This is a genomic window from Bacillus sp. RB3 (assembly GCF_030164735.1).
In the GTDB taxonomy this organism is placed as follows: Bacteria; Bacillota; Bacilli; order Bacillales; family Bacillaceae_G; genus Bacillus_A; species Bacillus_A cereus.
The window spans coordinates 338,017-353,504 of the sequence record NZ_JASNGE010000002.1 but is presented as its reverse complement, the minus strand read 5'-3'; the positions used below and the strand labels follow the sequence as shown (position 1 = coordinate 353,504).

Below are 15,488 nucleotides of genomic sequence, written 5' to 3'. Positions count from 1 at the left end.
ATCGTTATCCTTTCACAAAAAATCATATCTTAACTATAAATTCCTCTTATTATTTCATTATTCCTTCTTTAAAAATTGTTACAATGAAACAAAAGGGGGAAAAGTAATGCGAAATTTAGTAATTGAAGAAATTAAGAAACTAGAAAATGATATAGAAGAACTTTCGAAACTTTTGAAAATGGTTGTAAATGATGGGGCATCAATTGGTTTTTTGCCTCCACTGGAACAAAAAGATGCAACAAAGTATTGGCAAACAGTATTAGCGCCAGAAGTGATATTGTATGTGGCTAAAATAAACAACGAAGTAGCAGGGAGTATTCAATTACAATTAGTTACTAAGCCTAACGGAATTCATAGAGCTGAGATTTGCAAATTAATGACTCATCCAAACTTTAGACGAAACGGTATTGGACGATCGCTTATGCAAAAAGCAGAGGAACGAGCAAAGCAAGAAAACAGGTCTCTTTTAGTATTAGATACTAGAGAAGGAGATCCTTCCAATAAATTGTACAAATCACTAGACTACCAAGAAGTTGGAACAATACCAGGGTATGCAATTTCTCCGAATGGAAAGTTAGATGCTACGGTTCTTTATTATAAAAACATTTAAGTTATAATCAAACGGGGAGAGTGCTTAATTATTAGTAAGTGAATAATAAACGACTATTTTTAACACCGTCTATATTTTTCTGGCGGTGTTAAAATAGTTAATTATAATCTAATTAACGCACTAAATGAATTTGAGAAAGTTTTTAGAGGGTTCTTTTAGTAATGATTCTCGTCTTATAATAAATGTAGAGAAGATGACTAGCCGACTATAGTTATTTTCGCTTTATTATGGGAAGGGGATGAAAGAATGAAAAAGAATAGTTTACAAAAGATGAAGAAAGTTATTTTAAGTGGTGGCGTATTACTTACGGGATTATTAACATTTGGGTTTTCAGAAAAGACTTCAGCTCATGGATATGTAGAATCACCAGCGAGCCGATCTTATTTATGTAAGCAAGGTGTAAATGTAAATTGTGGACCAATTCAATATGAACCACAAAGTGTAGAAGGGATAGGTGGATTTCCACAACTAGGACCTTCTGATGGACAAATTGCAGGGGCTGGTCATTTTCCCGCTTTAGATGTTCAAACTGTAGATAGGTGGAAGAAAGTTACGTTAAATGGCGGGACGAATACATTCAAGTGGAAACTAACGGCTCCTCATAGTACGAAAGAGTGGAAATATTATATTACGAAAAAAGGTTGGAATCCAAATAAACCTTTGACGCGATCAGATTTAGATTTAGTGCCATTCTATGTAAAAAATGACGGTGGAGCTAGACCAGGGACAACAGTAACGCACGAAGCAAATGTACCAACTGACCGTAGTGGATACCATCTTATTTTAGCTGTTTGGGAAATTGCAGACACTGGAAATGCGTTTTATCAAGTTATAGATGTAAACCTTTTGAATAATGGCTTATCCTCAAATTTTGCTTTTAACAATGTAGTGCAAGCTCCTACACTATTTTAATTGAAACATACATTTCGATCATCTAATTCATTTTAGATGATTTTTTTTATGAAAATGATGAAAAATATAGAAGAAAGTGCAATTATTTATAAAAAAATATGCTTTAAATATTGTCATATTTGCTTCTTTAAGATATCCTTTTCATGAAGAGGTGGAAAACATGGAAAAAGTACTAGTTTTCGGGCATAAAAACCCAGATACAGATGCAATTTGTTCTGCAATTGCTTATGCAGAATTGAAAAAAGAATTAGGAATGAATGCTGAGCCTGTACGTTTAGGCGAAATCAGCGGTGAAACTCAATTTGCGTTAGACTATTTTAAAGTAGAAGGACCGCGTTTTGTTGAGACAGTAGCAAGCGAAGTGGACAACGTTATTTTAGTTGACCATAACGAGCGTCAACAAAGTGCTAACGATATCGAATCAGTTCGTGTGTTAGAAGTTATTGACCATCACCGTATTGCTAACTTTGAAACAAGCGATCCTATATACTATCGTTGTGAGCCAGTTGGCTGTACAGCTACAATCTTAAACAAAATGTACAAAGAAAATGGCGTAACAATTCGTAAAGAAGTTGCAGGTTTAATGTTATCTGCAATCATTTCAGATTCTTTACTATTCAAATCTCCAACTTGCACAGAACAAGATGTAGCAGCTGCTCGTGAATTAGCGGAAATCGCTGGTGTAGATGCAGATAACTACGGCTTAGAAATGTTAAAAGCTGGTGCTGACTTAAGCGGAAAAACAATGGAGCAATTAATCTCTCTTGATGCTAAAGAATTCCAAATGGGTAATGCGAAAGTTGAAATCGCACAAGTAAACGCTGTTGATACAAACGACGTTCTTGTACACCAAGCGGAACTTGAAAAAGTAATTTCTGCAGTAGTAGAAGAAAAAGGTTTAGACCTATTCTTATTCGTTGTAACTGATATCTTAACTAACGATTCTGTCGGTCTTGCGATCGGTAAAGCAGCAAACGTTGTTGAGAAAGCATACAACGTATCACTAGAAAACAATACAGCTACTTTAAAAGGTGTTGTATCTCGTAAAAAACAAATCGTACCAGTATTAACAGAAGCATTCCAAGCTTAATCGTATTGCGTACAGATGAACAGTAAGGACAAGTAGTCAGATTGGCTATTTGTCCTTTTTTATTTATAATAAGCAGAAATTTTTAACTTTTAAACAGTCGCATTGTGTATGCTTAATGATATGGAAGTATTGAAAAGTAAATTACAGGGGCTTTTTGAAAAAATATTGCATCTGTTTCAAAATTAGAGAGCTGGATTTCGGAGGAACTGCGTTTAAACGCTGAAATACAGATGTTGCGTTTAACTTTTTAGAAGAAAGGATATAAAGTTTTGATTAACGAATTAAAATAAGGATAGCGTTAGCTATCCTTATAATCGTTTATTCGTAAGATTTTTTCTTGTTTATATAAAATGTGATTATCGTAGTAATGAAGAAAATAGGTATCGCATACACTTGCCCAACAAATAACTTCCAGCCGACATAATTATAGCCTTCAGATGCTGGGATGATAACGGAAATAACGCAAACGATAAAATAGACTAATAGTGCAGGAATAATATTTTTCATTTTTATGAACCTCCTTTATTGTTTTATTAATACATACTTACATTATAATTTAGTTTCATTATTTTGAAGAAAAAATGAAAAATTTTTTATGGTATTATAATATTTGCAATGAGAGTAATCTATAGTACGCATATGGTAAAATGTGTAATTTTAACTTTCAGAATTATTATATAGTATCTCGAGAAAAAAATGTACAAAATAACGAATTTTATTTACCAAAGTAAAGGGAGTAGAAATATATATGAAAAGGCTATGTATAATTCCATGCGGAAAAAAGAAAATTTGGGATAAACATTCAGACTACGGACCGATGGAAGCAAAAGATGTATATATTAGTCCGTTCGGAAAAGCATGTCAGGCGTACGCAACTATGTTTTTCGAAAACTGGGTTATATTATCAGCGAAACATGGATTTTTAAGACCAAGTGATATTGTATTAGAAAACTATGATCTTGCATTTGATTCAAAAAGCGATGAGGTAATAAGTATAGAGCAATTACAAAAACAGATGGTAGATAAAAGTTTACTACAGTTTGACGAAATCGTCTTACTAGCAGGGAAGAAGCATAAAAAAGTAGTGACAAAGTTATATCCAGAAGAAATGATTACATATCCGCTAGAGGGGTGTAAAGGAATTGGGTATATGTTGCAGAGGTTGAAAGAAGCTGTGAAGGAAAGGGAGGAAATATAGGTGTAGTTTCAGTGATTTTAAACTCTATTTATTTAGGGAGCTGAAAAGTAAAATAGAGTTTTTAGGCATTGCCGAAAGGGTGATGCTTTTTTGTTCGTGTCGTCATTCATGTAAAAGTAATTTAGAGAATAAATCATTCGATTTATGAAGCGATAGCTTTTTTATATCGAAAACAAATTGCATCACTTTTAGAAAATATAGGACGTATGGGCACAGTTAAGATTGTAAGTGGGAATAGCAATAAGACAAGTTTTGAATAAGATATTAAGAAAGGAGATGTTGATGAATAATGGCTAGATATAGTTTGCACGGAGGACACAATAGTATTGTTCAAGGTGCTAATTTCGGGAATCGGAAAGAACACGTTCTAGATAGGCAAGTTAAAGATGCCGTGGCGGCTAAGTTAAGAGCCCTAGGACACACGGTTTATGACGATACGGACGAGGTAGGGGCAACTCAATCACAAAATTTAAATAATATCATTCGGAATAGCAATTCCCATGCTGTGGATTTAGTTATTTCTTTTCATCTTAATGCAAGTGATGGAAATGGACAGGGTGTTGAGGTTTTATATTATGATCAGAAAGATTTGGCGGCTAAAATTTCAGCTCAACTAGCAAAAGATATTGGATGGCGTGATCGAGGTGCGAAAGAACGTACAGATTTAGCGGTATTAAATGGAACGAAGGCACCGGCTATTCTTATTGAATTAGGGTTTATTGATAATGAATCCGACATGGCAAAATGGAATGTTGATAAAATCGCTAATTCTATTGTATTTGCTCTTACAGGACAAACTGGAGGAGGTGCAGCGGATTTGCTCAAAGTAAAAACTGGTGGTGTAGCATTTAGTAATTTACAAGATTTGGCTCAAGCTATGGTTGATGCGGGTATTGATGGACAAATTGTCGTTCAAAAAGATGGCATTGGTTATGCTATAACGAATGGCTATCCGTCCGGGAATATCGATAAATTTACAGCTTGGTTAGATGCACGTAAATGGTACTATGAGTACGTCAGATAAAACGAAAATTGGTTTGATTAAAAACTAAAAATTGTCTTATTTTTAGTTAACAAGTATATTAAGTAACTATAAAAATATGGACAATTTATATGTAAATTAGTACACAAAACCACCTGTCAGAAAGGTGGTTTTATTTATCAAGCTATTTGCGGGAAGTAAAATTCTTACCTCAAAATTCGGATGAAGCTAAGAAATTAGGTGGGAATTACACTGCTCGTAGCCTCCTACTAATTATCGTTTCACTTTATATAGTTTAGAGTTTTGTAAATCTTTACTTATTAAACCCGTAATAATATTTTGTTTTCTCAATACATAAGCCGAATTTTAAATTATTACCCAATAATATAATACCTCTCATACTATTTATTAGTTGATAATAACAAAAAAACAAGCTTTGAATATAATAATGAAAAAGGAGATGTTAAATAATGGGTTATATTGTAGATATTTCGAAATGGAATGGCGACATTAACTGGGATATCGCAGCACCACAATTAGATTTCGTAATTGCACGTGTGCAAGATGGTTCAAACTATGTAGATCCTTTATATAAAAATTATGTACAAGCAATGAAAGCAAGGAATATTCCGTTTGGTAATTATGCGTTCTGTCGTTTCGTTTCAGTAGAGGATGCACGGATAGAAGCAAGAGACTTTTGGAACCGTGGTGATAAAAATGCAACAGTTTGGGTAGCTGACGTAGAAGTAAGAACAATGAACGATATGAGAGCGGGTGCACAAGCTTTTATTGATGAATTACGCAGATTAGGAGCTAAGAAAGTCGGTTTATATATTGCTCATCATATGTATGCTCCATTTGGAATGGAAAATGTCAATTGTGATTTTGTATGGATTCCTCGTTATGGTGGTAACAAACTGGCGTATCCATGTGATATTTGGCAATACACAGAGACAGGCAATGTGGCTGGTATCGGCAAGTGTGATTTAAATAAGCTAATTGGAAATAAGCCGTTAGCTTGGTTTACAAATCAAATTGTTGAGCCGATAAAAAAACAAGAAGGGGTTGGAATTATAGTGAATAAATATAGCAAAGTAGTTACTTATGAATTTGGTGTAAATTTAATTTCTGACATGATTCAAATGATGGATAAGCTTGGATATACTTCTAAAATAATATCTCGTGGAGATAACCAAGGGCTTGTGTATTTCGAAACAGATTATCGTCAAGGGAACGAACTGGACAAAGCAACTGCTTGGTTAGATATGAAAGGAATTAAATATTTTTATACAAAAGAGTAGTTTGCAAAAATAAGAGCCGTCATGTGACGGTTTTTATTTTTATTTAATCTTTTAACTCTACTTATAATATGGAGAAAATAGACTAATAAACAAGCCTTTGTATACTTTCAAACATAGAATATGATGAATTCTATCAAGGAGGAAGCATATTTATGAGAAATACTTGTCATTGTGGACATTTTCAAGATTGTAATAAATTTTGGGATGATTTAATGTTTGGGAGATGTAGATGTAAGCGCAATGATTTTCACGAGTGTTGTTGCAAAGAGAAACCGAAGTGTGAGTGTGAAAAATGTCATTGTAAAACAAAAGCGAAATGCCATTGTAGGCATGAAGAGGAAGGGTATTAATAATAAAAAAGAGTACGATGCGTACTCTTTTTTTGGGTGATTATATTCCATCTTGAACAGATTTCTTTACAATTACCCATGTGTCTTTCTTTTTAACCGTTATAGCTACATTAGTTCCATTAGATTCCTTATAAAAGATATATCCATTGTTTGAGTTTACATATGTAACTGGTTCACCTATGCAATCTCGCGAACAGGATTTGTTGACTAGTTCAATTAAGGATAGTTCACTTGGATCGGTTTTACTGGCTTCTATAACAGCATCAAGGCTTGTTTTTCGATAACCTTGCAAGTTTATATGAAAAAGCTGCTCTATTTCTCCTGTAATGCTAGTGTTCATTACTTCTACTGAATTCTTTTTTTCTTGAAGAAAGCCGTTTTCATAAAGTAATTTTGTATAGCCAATCCATGCTATTAACACTAGCATGAAAAACATACCCGTCATTTTAAGTATTCGAAGTCGTTTGCTTATAATTGTTTCTGAGTATTTCATTCACTCTAATCCTCCAATGTTTTTAATTTAAAATATGCTTGGATACATACTTTTAGAAGAGGATGAAAGTTAATGAGTTTTTAATAAAAAAGAAAACATCCAGGGTTAGATGCTTTCTTTTTTTGGTATTTTTGGCTATCTGTTAGTTACTTGTTTCATAAGTGGTCTTATTTCTTTAACTGGTGGTTTCTTATCATAGGCATCAACGTAAGAAAAGTAATAGTTTAAGTTTCTTAGAAGACCTTTTCCTATTTTTGCACTTAAGAAAGGAAAGACTTGTCCGGTATAATCATCGAGAGATTTACAGTAATATTTTTCATCTAAATATATACTGTATTTACATGTTAGTTCTACTAAAGGATTCCCTTCATCATCAAATACTTCTTTAGAATCAATAATATCTATTAGTGCAAATTTTTCATTTAAGTAAACTTTCTTTTTTTTCTCGTGTTTATTTGTAAGTATAAAAACGAGACCAATCGCGTTAATCAAACTATTTCCTCCTATAAAAAACGGATATTAATAAAATATATCGATATAAGCTAAATGTAAAGAGGAGAGGTGAAATATCATGGAGAGAAAACTAAATAAGCCGATTGGTGAGAGCTGATAATCAGTGGGGGATGAACAAACCCCTCACTGATTAAAGTTTCACTTTATTGAAATACTTGCGGGAATTGTTTTACGATTGCGTTTGTTATCATGTCAGCCATTTCTAATCCTTCTTTTTCAATTTTATCGTAAAGTTTTACTCCTGCTTCATAATCTTTATTTAGGAAGGCAAGTGCTTCTGCTTTCGTTAGTGCTAAATGTTCATAAAACATTTTTCTAAATTCTTCTTTATCTATATATGGGTTGATTCTGTTAAGGAATTCAATAATTGCGTCACCATTAGCGTACCATTTTTTCTCTATAGCGGCCGCTGCATTTTGATTACCAGCTTTTGCGGCTTTAACAAGATCCGCTGCAATTACTAAGTGATCTTTAATTAATGCACTATATTTTTTCACTGCATCCTCACCGTAAAATGGTTCAAGTGATAGTCCCATATGTGTTGCGTTTTGTAGAAGTCGTCCAACAGTAACATTAACATCTGGTAAATTAAATACTATACTTATAATAGCCAATCTCGTCCAAGCGACGTGTTGTTCCCATAAAGAACGCATATACCCTTTTAAAAAATTCTCATTTTTACTAATTCGGTAGTTCCGTACGGATAAATCATAGTTTACATAAGGGTTATGGTAGGGGGAGTAATACGATTGCCAATAAGAATACATAAATAGTAACACTCCTTTGAACATGTATAACTCAAAGTATGATGAAGATTTATTTTTAGTTACGTGTCCTAGATTATTTTTAGGGAATTTGAAATGGAGAAATTCAATGAATGGTGTTGTGGTATATATGAATAAATTGAATATAAAGTAAAAGAGGGTCTGTAAGGGAAGTTGCAGACCCTCAAAAGGGTATTGCCGAGATGTCGGACTCGACTACGTAATGTTATCATAAAATTCTTTTAAAAAAACCTGGTAAATGTGTCCAAATGAAATTGGGACCTTCATACAGTCAAAGGGACCTGCTTCCCGCGGCAGGCCCCAATAACTAGATAATGTCGATGAGCAAAAAACTCATCTGGAGTACTTTTATAGTAACAAGTAAAATGTGTTTTGTGTATTGAGAAAGAAGAATTGCATAATTATATGTGAACAATTTAAATCCCAACAATTTATGATTATCATTAATTGTTGGGATCTAAATATGGTTATAAAATGGAGAAAAGACTTGGAAGTGAGATCGAGGTACACAGAAGTATGTAATCATGAAAGAGACCTGCTAATATAAGCAGGTCAACTTAAGGGGTTTATCCAACAGATTATTATATATGGTAACAACTGAATTGTAGTAAGTCTATACATTTAATATTGAGAAAAATTCTGTGAATGATATATTTTTTGCACATATATTAACGTCTAAAAAGTTGAGAAAGAAAATTAAAAAGCTTTTTATAAGAGAATAATGGCTGGTACTTATAGTATGATTCATATTTCCACGCATCATTATTAGAGAATTGGAGTTTTTGTGTTTTCGTTTTTGCCTTGATGGAACTCATATTACGATGTTTCATATAGTAACCTCCTGAATTTATATGTATACGATTAGTAGTATTCAAGAAAGGGAAATAAAATGAACATTTAAATTGAAACTCTTTCTTCTTGTGTACTGGATTTACGTTATAAATGTTGTAAAACATATAAAATAATGATGCTAATTCATATTAAATAAGTGAAGAAACATAGAATAATGAAAAAACAATAAGCATCTAATCATCCCTTTCAAGTCGCATAAGTGATTGATATAATAGAAGTAGATGAAAGATAAAGAAAAGCGGGTGACTCTTTTTTGTTTACTAAAGCACAAGAACTTTTAGCGTCCTACTTTGGTTATTCTTCGTTTCGAAGAGGACAAGATGAAACAATTAAAAATGTACTAGATGGGAAAGATACGGTTTGTATTATGCCAACGGGTGGCGGTAAGTCGATTTGTTATCAAATTCCGGCATTAGTATTTGAAGGAACGACGTTGGTTATATCGCCTCTAATATCACTTATGAAGGATCAAGTAGATACATTGGTACAGAATGGCATTTCAGCTACATATATTAATAGTTCTATATCTATTGCAGAAGCAAATCAGCGAATTCAATTAGCGAAACAAGGACATTACAAGTTACTTTATGTGGCGCCTGAGCGTCTTGATTCGATGGAGTTTGTTGATCAACTTATTGATATGAAAATCCCTATGATTGCGATTGATGAAGCACACTGTATTTCACAGTGGGGACATGATTTCCGTCCAAGTTATTTACATATACATCGCATATTAGATTATCTTCCAGAAAAGCCGCTCGTATTAGCATTAACAGCAACAGCAACACCGCAAGTACGTGATGATATTTGTAACACACTTGAAATTAATCAAGAAAATACAATTATGACAACGTTTGAGCGTGAGAACTTATCGTTTTCTGTCATTAAAGGGCAAGATCGAAATGCATATTTGGCGGATTATATTCGTCAAAATCAAAAGGAATCCGGGATTATATATGCAGCTACTAGAAAAGTAGTCGATCAGTTATATGAAGATTTGATGAAGGCAGGTGTTTCTGTATCAAAATATCATGCTGGTATGAGTGATAGTGATCGAAATGAGCAACAAGAACTCTTTTTACGAGATGAAGTAAGTGTAATGGTAGCAACATCTGCATTCGGGATGGGTATTGATAAATCGAATATTCGTTACGTAATTCATTATCAGCTTCCAAAAAATATGGAAAGTTACTATCAAGAAGCAGGACGTGCTGGTCGTGACGGATTAGATAGTACATGTATATTGTTATATTCTTCTCAAGATGTACAAGTACAGCGTTTTTTAATTGATCAATCAACTGGAGAATCACGTTTTTCAAATGAACTTGAAAAATTGCAAAATATGACCGATTACTGTCATACAGAACAATGTTTACAATCATTCATTTTGCAATACTTTGGAGAAGAACCGAAAGAAGATTGTGGACGCTGTGGTAATTGTACAGACAATCGCGAGAGCATCGATGTGACAAGAGAATCACAAATGGTTTTATCATGCATGATTAGAACGAACCAACGCTTTGGAAAGCAAATGATAGCGCAAGTATTAACTGGGTCGAAGAATAAGAAAGTTATTGAATTTAATTTTCATACTTTACCAACGTATGGGCTTTTATCGAACCGTAGTGTAAAAGAGGTCAGTGAGTTTATTGAGTTTTTAATTTCAGACGAGTTAATTGCAGTTGAACATGGCACTTATCCGACGTTAAAAGTAACTGAAAAAGGGAAAGAAGTATTACTTGGTAAAGAGAATGTTTTACGAAAAGAACGAGTAGAGACAAGACAAATTGTTCAAGACCATCCTTTATTTGAAGTGCTTCGTGAAGTACGTAAAGAAATTGCACAAGGAGAAGGTGTACCTCCGTTCGTTATTTTCTCTGACCAAACATTAAAAGATATGTGTGTGAAAATGCCGCAAAATGATTCTGGATTGTTGACGGTAAAAGGTATCGGAGAACACAAACTTGTGAAATATGGCTCGCACTTCTTACAAGCAGTTCAGCATTTTATTGAGGAAAATCCAAATTATGCTGAAACGATTAAGACAGAAGTAGTTTCAGAGCGTAAAAAGTCAGGAAAAGCGTCCGCAAATTCTCATTTAGAAACATATGAAATGTATAAACAAGGTATTGATTTGAATGAGATTGCAAAAGAACGTAACTTATCAAGACAAACAATTGAAAACCATTTAATTCGCTGCTATGAGGATGGAATGGAAGTAGATTGGCAAAGCTTTGTTCCAGCAGAGTATGAATCTCTTATTGAAACTGCCGTTCAAAATGCAGAGGGTGGGCTGAAATCTATTAAAGAACAGCTTCCGAATGAAGTGAGTTACTTTATGATTCGTGCTTATTTACAAATAAGAAAGTAGAGACATATAAAGGGGATAAGAATTTATGTATCATGTGTTCGTTTATGGCACATTAAGAAGAGGACAAACGAATGCTCATTATATGCAAGGTGCAACATGCATCGCAGACAGAGCTTGGACATATGGAAAATTATTTGATACGAATGAAGGATATCCGGCCATGACTTATTCGATTGAAGAACAGGTGTATGGAGAAGTTTATGTAGTAAATGATGAGATATTGTGTAAGTTAGATGAACTAGAAGAATATACAGGTAATGCGGAGACTGATTTATATGATCGAATCACGCAAACAGTATATGTTGCTGATAGGGAAATTGAGGCATATGTGTATATCGCTCAGAATAAAAAGATGTTAAAGAAAGTGATAGACTCTGGTGACTGGCTTATGTATCAAAAAATATAATAAGGTAGTTTTAAAAATTGGAAAGCAGATAATGACGAATTCATTATCTGCTTTTTATTGTGTGAATAATTGTCGTTCTCTTTCTATTCTTATAGTTCTTAGTACGATTCCAATTCCGAGAAATAAAACAGTAGCAGCGACCCCGCTAGTAGGATTTAACCAAAAATCACTACTGTTTGTAAGAGTAATAATCCCTGTTATTGTAACTAAAACAGTAGAAACAGCATCCTCGATCGCATCCTCGATCGCATGCATGATAACACATGGCCAGACGGATTTTGTAAGTCTATATATTTCAACATACATAATTGACCAACAAACCATAAGGATACAGCCAGATAAAAGCATATTTAATCTTGAGATGGATTCAAAATATTAAAAATATTCATTCGAAGAGCCTCCTTTACTTTTATTTATCCTACTATTTGTGGGCAGTAAAACGCCCATTGATTAAAGTCTTTAATTTTTACAATATTTGTTAATAGATAAATTAAATAGGAGACAAATAGAAAGTAGTATCTTTTGTATGCATCACTATACTATATGTGTATTTGTGTGATTTAGATGTTGCATATTCTTTTTAAATTAGAAAGATGAAAAGTAATTTTTTTCGGAAAATTTAAACGGAAACTATTGACTTTATGATTGGGTTTTTAATACAATGATACTTCGACTGAAAAATTAGAACGGACAGGAGGGAATCGTCGAAATGAGCAACATATTTGAAGATGAGTTACAAAAAATGAAGGATACTTTACATACGATGGATGAGCAATTGGATAAGCTTGAAAAAACCCCGGTTTATTATGGAGAAGATTTTAAAGAGCAAATTCTTGAAAGTATGAGGGAGTCTAATAGACAAAACTTACGTATTGGTGTGCAAGATCCGTACTTTGGAAGGTTAGATTTTCAGGAAGATGGAAAAGAAGAAGTTATGCCGATTTATATCGGAAAAGTAGGGGTTTCGGATGTGGACACGATGAAGCCAATAATTATTGATTGGCGGGCGCCTGTCGCAAGTATGTTTTATTCATTTACCGGTGGAGAAGAATTAGCATTTTATCAATCACCAGATGGGTTAGTAGAAGGTGATGTGTATTTAAAACGAAACATTTCCATTCGAAAAAGAGAACTTGAACGTGTTGTTGATACATATGTAAAAGGAAATGAAGATGTATCGCATGCCGATGATTTTCTTCTATATCGATTAGGTGAGAATAAAGATAATAAGCTAAAGGATATTGTTTCAACGATTCAATCGGAACAAAATGATATTATTCGAGCGGAAAGAAATTTACCATTACTTATTCAAGGGGTTGCAGGGAGCGGAAAGACAACAATTGCTTTACATCGCCTTGCTTTTTTAATTTATGAATATCGTGAACAACTAGAAGCAGAAAGAATGATCGTATTTGCGCCGAATAGTCTGTTTTTAGACTACATTTCGAGTGTACTTCCTGAATTAGGTGTAGGGAATATTAGTCAAACAACGTTTCTGGATTGGGCATTACGTACGTTAGATGATTCAGTGAAACTAAAGCAGACAGAAGAAAAATTGAAAGAAGCATTTTCAATTAATCGTGATGAAAAGAAGATAATGCTAGGTAAATTAAAGGGTACGTTGGAATTTAAGACGTTTATTGAAGAGAGAATGATCCAATTTGAAAATGAGTTAGTTCCGACAAAAGATTTTGAGGCGTGGGATAGAGCGATTATTCCAGTAGAAGATATTAAAAAATGGATGCAAGTTGAATATAAACATTATCCTTTACAGAAAAGAAGAGAACGATTAGTAGGACGAATGAAGCGCTGGATTGAAATTGAACTTAAAAAATTCGGGGAAACAAACGAGAAAAAATTACTTAAAAAAGAAGCGACTAAGAGACTGAACGCATATATGAAGTTTTGGCCGAAAATGAGTGCTCTTTCACTGTATAGTTCAATAGTAAAAAGTAAAGAAATACTCGAGGTATTACCTGAAGAACTTGTTAAAGAAACAGAAAAGAGTTGTCGTAAAAAAGAAGTGTATGTAGAAGATTTACCAGCTTTAATATACATACATCATCGTATAACAGGGATTGAAATCGGGCAGAAGTTTCATCACGTTGTTATTGATGAAGCGCAAGATTTTTCGCCTTTCCAAGTTTATGTATTAAAAGAAATTACATTAGGTAATTCTTTCACTATATTAGGTGATTTATCGCAAGCGATTTATGATTACCAAGGAATTGAAGATTGGAATGCTTTTAAGGAAGTATTCCAAGAAACCGGTTATTATGAATTGACAAGAAGTTATCGTTCTACAAAAGAAATTATTGAATTTGCAAATGAAATAATTAAAAATGCAGAAATCCCAGTAGGACTCGCAACACCAGTCTTCCGCAGTGGAGAAGATGTGAAAGTAATTCATGCGGAAAATCAATTTACTGAAATTGTGAAGACGGTAAAACATTTGCAAAATGCAGATGTGAAAACAATTGCGGTAATCGGAAGAACAGAAGATGAATGCCGTGATATATATGTGGAATTAACAAATGCAGGATTAACGGTAAACGTAATTGAAGCAAACCAAAGTAAATATGAAGGTGGTATATCAGTAGTACCTGTCTATTTAGCGAAAGGTTTAGAATTTGATGCGGTGCTTTTAATTGATGTGGATGAAGAACATTACAAAGACACAAAACATGATGCAAAGTTACTATATGTTGGATGTACGAGATCACTTCATGACCTATGGATTTTCCATAGTGGGGAAGCGTCACCTTTAATTAAAGGATTAAAATAAAGTGAAACTATAATCAGTGGGGAGTTTTACTGCAAGCTAATGTGGGATAAATATAAAAAGAGGGTTTCTATTACTGTCTACTTAACAGGGAGATGACTATGAAGACCCTCTTTTTATATTGAAATTAATGTTCAATTTTAAACGAATAAAGCCATTAATATTAAATCTTGATAGCTACCCATCCAATTTTACACCCTTTGCTTTTCTACCCTCTTCAAAGAAGCCTAGATTCTTATATAACTGGATTGCACCTAGATTATCTTCCATTACCTCAAGACAAACTTTTTCAATCTTACTGTTATTTTTAGCCCAATTGATTAACGTTTCTAGAAGAGCTCTTCCAATACCATAATTTCGATATTCGGGTAGTATGGTCATCGCAAAAGCCCCTTGATGACTAATTTTTTCTTTGTTTCCGTTCTTAAAATCTATTGCACCGACTAACTTACCATCAACTTCAGCAATAAACTGTACATAATTTGGATTTTCATGATAAGCTTTTAACGTTTTTTGAATAGCATCGATACGCACCTTTTTTACATCCTCAACCGTACTTAGCATGTATGGAGCGTTTATTAAAGCTTTTGAAGCAGAATCTAGTATTCTTTCTGCATCCCGTTCTTTAGCTTCTCTAATTATTATTGTTTTTCCATCCTTAGATTTATAAGTAAAAACATTAGTTGATAAGATACTACACACACCCTTTCGGAATATAATTAGTTGAATTTTTTAACTATCGTGCAATTATTAAGTAAGAAAAAGTCGTATCACCTTTTTCTGCAATCGCTCTACTTCAACTTAATGACGATTATTTCAAATATTTTTAATTTTTACAAGGAT

At 33.4% G+C, this 15,488-nt stretch carries 15 protein-coding genes and 2 pseudogenes; 10 read left to right on the top strand and 7 right to left on the bottom strand.

Going from position 1 to position 15,488, the window contains the following annotated elements:
- The first annotated feature begins 106 nt into the window (after positions 1 to 106).
- From QO049_RS04710 to ppaC, 3 genes are all read left to right on the top strand, one after another.
- On the top strand, positions 107 to 610 hold the full coding sequence (locus QO049_RS04710; protein WP_001245250.1) for a GNAT family N-acetyltransferase: 504 nt from the start codon (positions 107 to 109) through the stop codon (positions 608 to 610).
- A 246-nt stretch (positions 611 to 856) separates the two neighbouring features.
- Positions 857 to 1,522, top strand: coding sequence for a lytic polysaccharide monooxygenase (locus tag QO049_RS04705; protein ID WP_246960210.1), 666 nt, complete (start codon positions 857 to 859; stop codon positions 1,520 to 1,522).
- Between the two features lie 160 nt (positions 1,523 to 1,682).
- A complete protein-coding gene (gene ppaC, locus QO049_RS04700; protein WP_000416865.1) occupies positions 1,683 to 2,612 on the top strand; it encodes a manganese-dependent inorganic pyrophosphatase in 930 nt (309 codons plus the stop codon).
- A gap of 318 nt (positions 2,613 to 2,930) precedes the next feature.
- On the opposite strand, the gene QO049_RS04695 is transcribed toward ppaC, so the two are convergent.
- On the bottom strand, positions 2,931 to 3,119 hold the full coding sequence (locus QO049_RS04695; protein WP_000789486.1) for a DUF4017 family protein: 189 nt from the start codon (positions 3,117 to 3,119) through the stop codon (positions 2,931 to 2,933).
- Positions 3,120 to 3,360: 241 nt separating this feature from the next.
- Between QO049_RS04695 and QO049_RS04690 the strand changes: the two genes are divergently transcribed.
- The 4 genes from QO049_RS04690 (at position 3,361) to QO049_RS04675 (ending at position 6,483) form a co-directional block, all read left to right on the top strand.
- Positions 3,361 to 3,810, top strand: a complete 450-nt coding sequence (locus QO049_RS04690; protein ID WP_000824873.1) for a DUF6884 domain-containing protein — start codon at positions 3,361 to 3,363, stop codon at positions 3,808 to 3,810.
- Positions 3,811 to 4,099: 289 nt separating this feature from the next.
- A complete protein-coding gene (locus QO049_RS04685; RefSeq protein ID WP_284489188.1) occupies positions 4,100 to 4,834 on the top strand; it encodes an N-acetylmuramoyl-L-alanine amidase in 735 nt (244 codons plus the stop codon).
- A gap of 428 nt (positions 4,835 to 5,262) precedes the next feature.
- Entirely contained in the window at positions 5,263 to 6,093 is an 831-nt protein-coding gene (locus tag QO049_RS04680) for a GH25 family lysozyme (RefSeq protein ID WP_284489187.1), read from the top strand.
- Positions 6,094 to 6,309: 216 nt separating this feature from the next.
- Complete coding sequence (locus QO049_RS04675; RefSeq protein WP_000503011.1) at positions 6,310 to 6,483, top strand: hypothetical protein; 174 nt, start codon at positions 6,310 to 6,312, stop codon at positions 6,481 to 6,483.
- Here QO049_RS04675 and QO049_RS04670 read toward each other — a convergent pair whose 3' ends face one another.
- From QO049_RS04670 to QO049_RS04655, 4 genes are all read right to left on the bottom strand, one after another.
- Positions 6,484 to 6,936 (bottom strand): hypothetical protein, encoded by a 453-nt coding sequence (locus QO049_RS04670; protein ID WP_000877572.1) that lies wholly within the window; start codon positions 6,934 to 6,936, stop codon positions 6,484 to 6,486.
- Between the two features lie 135 nt (positions 6,937 to 7,071).
- Positions 7,072 to 7,428 carry a hypothetical protein gene (locus QO049_RS04665; RefSeq protein ID WP_000606231.1) on the bottom strand — a complete coding sequence of 119 codons (357 nt, stop codon included), beginning with the start codon at positions 7,426 to 7,428 and terminating at the stop codon, positions 7,072 to 7,074.
- A gap of 164 nt (positions 7,429 to 7,592) precedes the next feature.
- The gene (locus QO049_RS04660; protein WP_284489186.1) at positions 7,593 to 8,216 is read right to left on the bottom strand and encodes an acetylglutamate kinase; all 624 of its coding nucleotides are present in this window, start codon (positions 8,214 to 8,216) and stop codon (positions 7,593 to 7,595) included.
- A gap of 686 nt (positions 8,217 to 8,902) precedes the next feature.
- Positions 8,903 to 9,064, bottom strand: coding sequence for a hypothetical protein (locus QO049_RS04655; RefSeq protein ID WP_000682739.1), 162 nt, complete (start codon positions 9,062 to 9,064; stop codon positions 8,903 to 8,905).
- A gap of 275 nt (positions 9,065 to 9,339) precedes the next feature.
- Here QO049_RS04655 and recQ point away from each other — a divergent pair, with 275 nt between their 5' ends.
- The gene (gene recQ, locus QO049_RS04650; protein ID WP_284489185.1) at positions 9,340 to 11,457 is read left to right on the top strand and encodes a DNA helicase RecQ; all 2,118 of its coding nucleotides are present in this window, start codon (positions 9,340 to 9,342) and stop codon (positions 11,455 to 11,457) included.
- A gap of 25 nt (positions 11,458 to 11,482) precedes the next feature.
- Positions 11,483 to 11,863, top strand: coding sequence for a gamma-glutamylcyclotransferase family protein (locus QO049_RS04645; RefSeq protein ID WP_000274915.1), 381 nt, complete (start codon positions 11,483 to 11,485; stop codon positions 11,861 to 11,863).
- A 54-nt stretch (positions 11,864 to 11,917) separates the two neighbouring features.
- Here the strand turns inward: QO049_RS04645 and QO049_RS04640 are convergent.
- Positions 11,918 to 12,238, bottom strand: a pseudogene (locus QO049_RS04640) (CPBP family intramembrane glutamate endopeptidase); the annotation flags it as partial.
- A 334-nt stretch (positions 12,239 to 12,572) separates the two neighbouring features.
- On the opposite strand from QO049_RS04640, the gene QO049_RS04635 reads away from it, so the two are divergent.
- Positions 12,573 to 14,648 carry a HelD family protein gene (locus QO049_RS04635; protein ID WP_098567281.1) on the top strand — a complete coding sequence of 692 codons (2,076 nt, stop codon included), beginning with the start codon at positions 12,573 to 12,575 and terminating at the stop codon, positions 14,646 to 14,648.
- A gap of 137 nt (positions 14,649 to 14,785) precedes the next feature.
- On the opposite strand, the pseudogene QO049_RS04630 reads toward QO049_RS04635, so the two are convergent.
- Positions 14,786 to 15,347: pseudogene (locus QO049_RS04630) on the bottom strand (GNAT family N-acetyltransferase).
- Between the last annotated feature and the right edge of the window lie 141 nt (positions 15,348 to 15,488).

Excerpts from the sequence above, each read along its gene's own strand:
- QO049_RS04710 (WP_001245250.1), top strand. The coding sequence starts at position 107 with ATGCGAAATTTAGTAATTGAAGAAATTAAGAAACTAGAAAATGATATA.
- QO049_RS04705 (WP_246960210.1), top strand. The coding sequence starts at position 857 with ATGAAAAAGAATAGTTTACAAAAGATGAAGAAAGTTATTTTAAGTGGT.
- ppaC (WP_000416865.1), top strand. The coding sequence starts at position 1,683 with ATGGAAAAAGTACTAGTTTTCGGGCATAAAAACCCAGATACAGATGCA.
- QO049_RS04695 (WP_000789486.1), bottom strand. The coding sequence starts at position 3,119 with ATGAAAAATATTATTCCTGCACTATTAGTCTATTTTATCGTTTGCGTT.
- QO049_RS04690 (WP_000824873.1), top strand. The coding sequence starts at position 3,361 with ATGAAAAGGCTATGTATAATTCCATGCGGAAAAAAGAAAATTTGGGAT.
- QO049_RS04685 (WP_284489188.1), top strand. The coding sequence starts at position 4,100 with ATGGCTAGATATAGTTTGCACGGAGGACACAATAGTATTGTTCAAGGT.
- QO049_RS04680 (WP_284489187.1), top strand. The coding sequence starts at position 5,263 with ATGGGTTATATTGTAGATATTTCGAAATGGAATGGCGACATTAACTGG.
- QO049_RS04670 (WP_000877572.1), bottom strand. The coding sequence starts at position 6,936 with ATGAAATACTCAGAAACAATTATAAGCAAACGACTTCGAATACTTAAA.
- QO049_RS04660 (WP_284489186.1), bottom strand. The coding sequence starts at position 8,216 with ATGTATTCTTATTGGCAATCGTATTACTCCCCCTACCATAACCCTTAT.
- QO049_RS04655 (WP_000682739.1), bottom strand. The coding sequence starts at position 9,064 with ATGAAACATCGTAATATGAGTTCCATCAAGGCAAAAACGAAAACACAA.
- QO049_RS04645 (WP_000274915.1), top strand. The coding sequence starts at position 11,483 with ATGTATCATGTGTTCGTTTATGGCACATTAAGAAGAGGACAAACGAAT.
- QO049_RS04635 (WP_098567281.1), top strand. The coding sequence starts at position 12,573 with ATGAGCAACATATTTGAAGATGAGTTACAAAAAATGAAGGATACTTTA.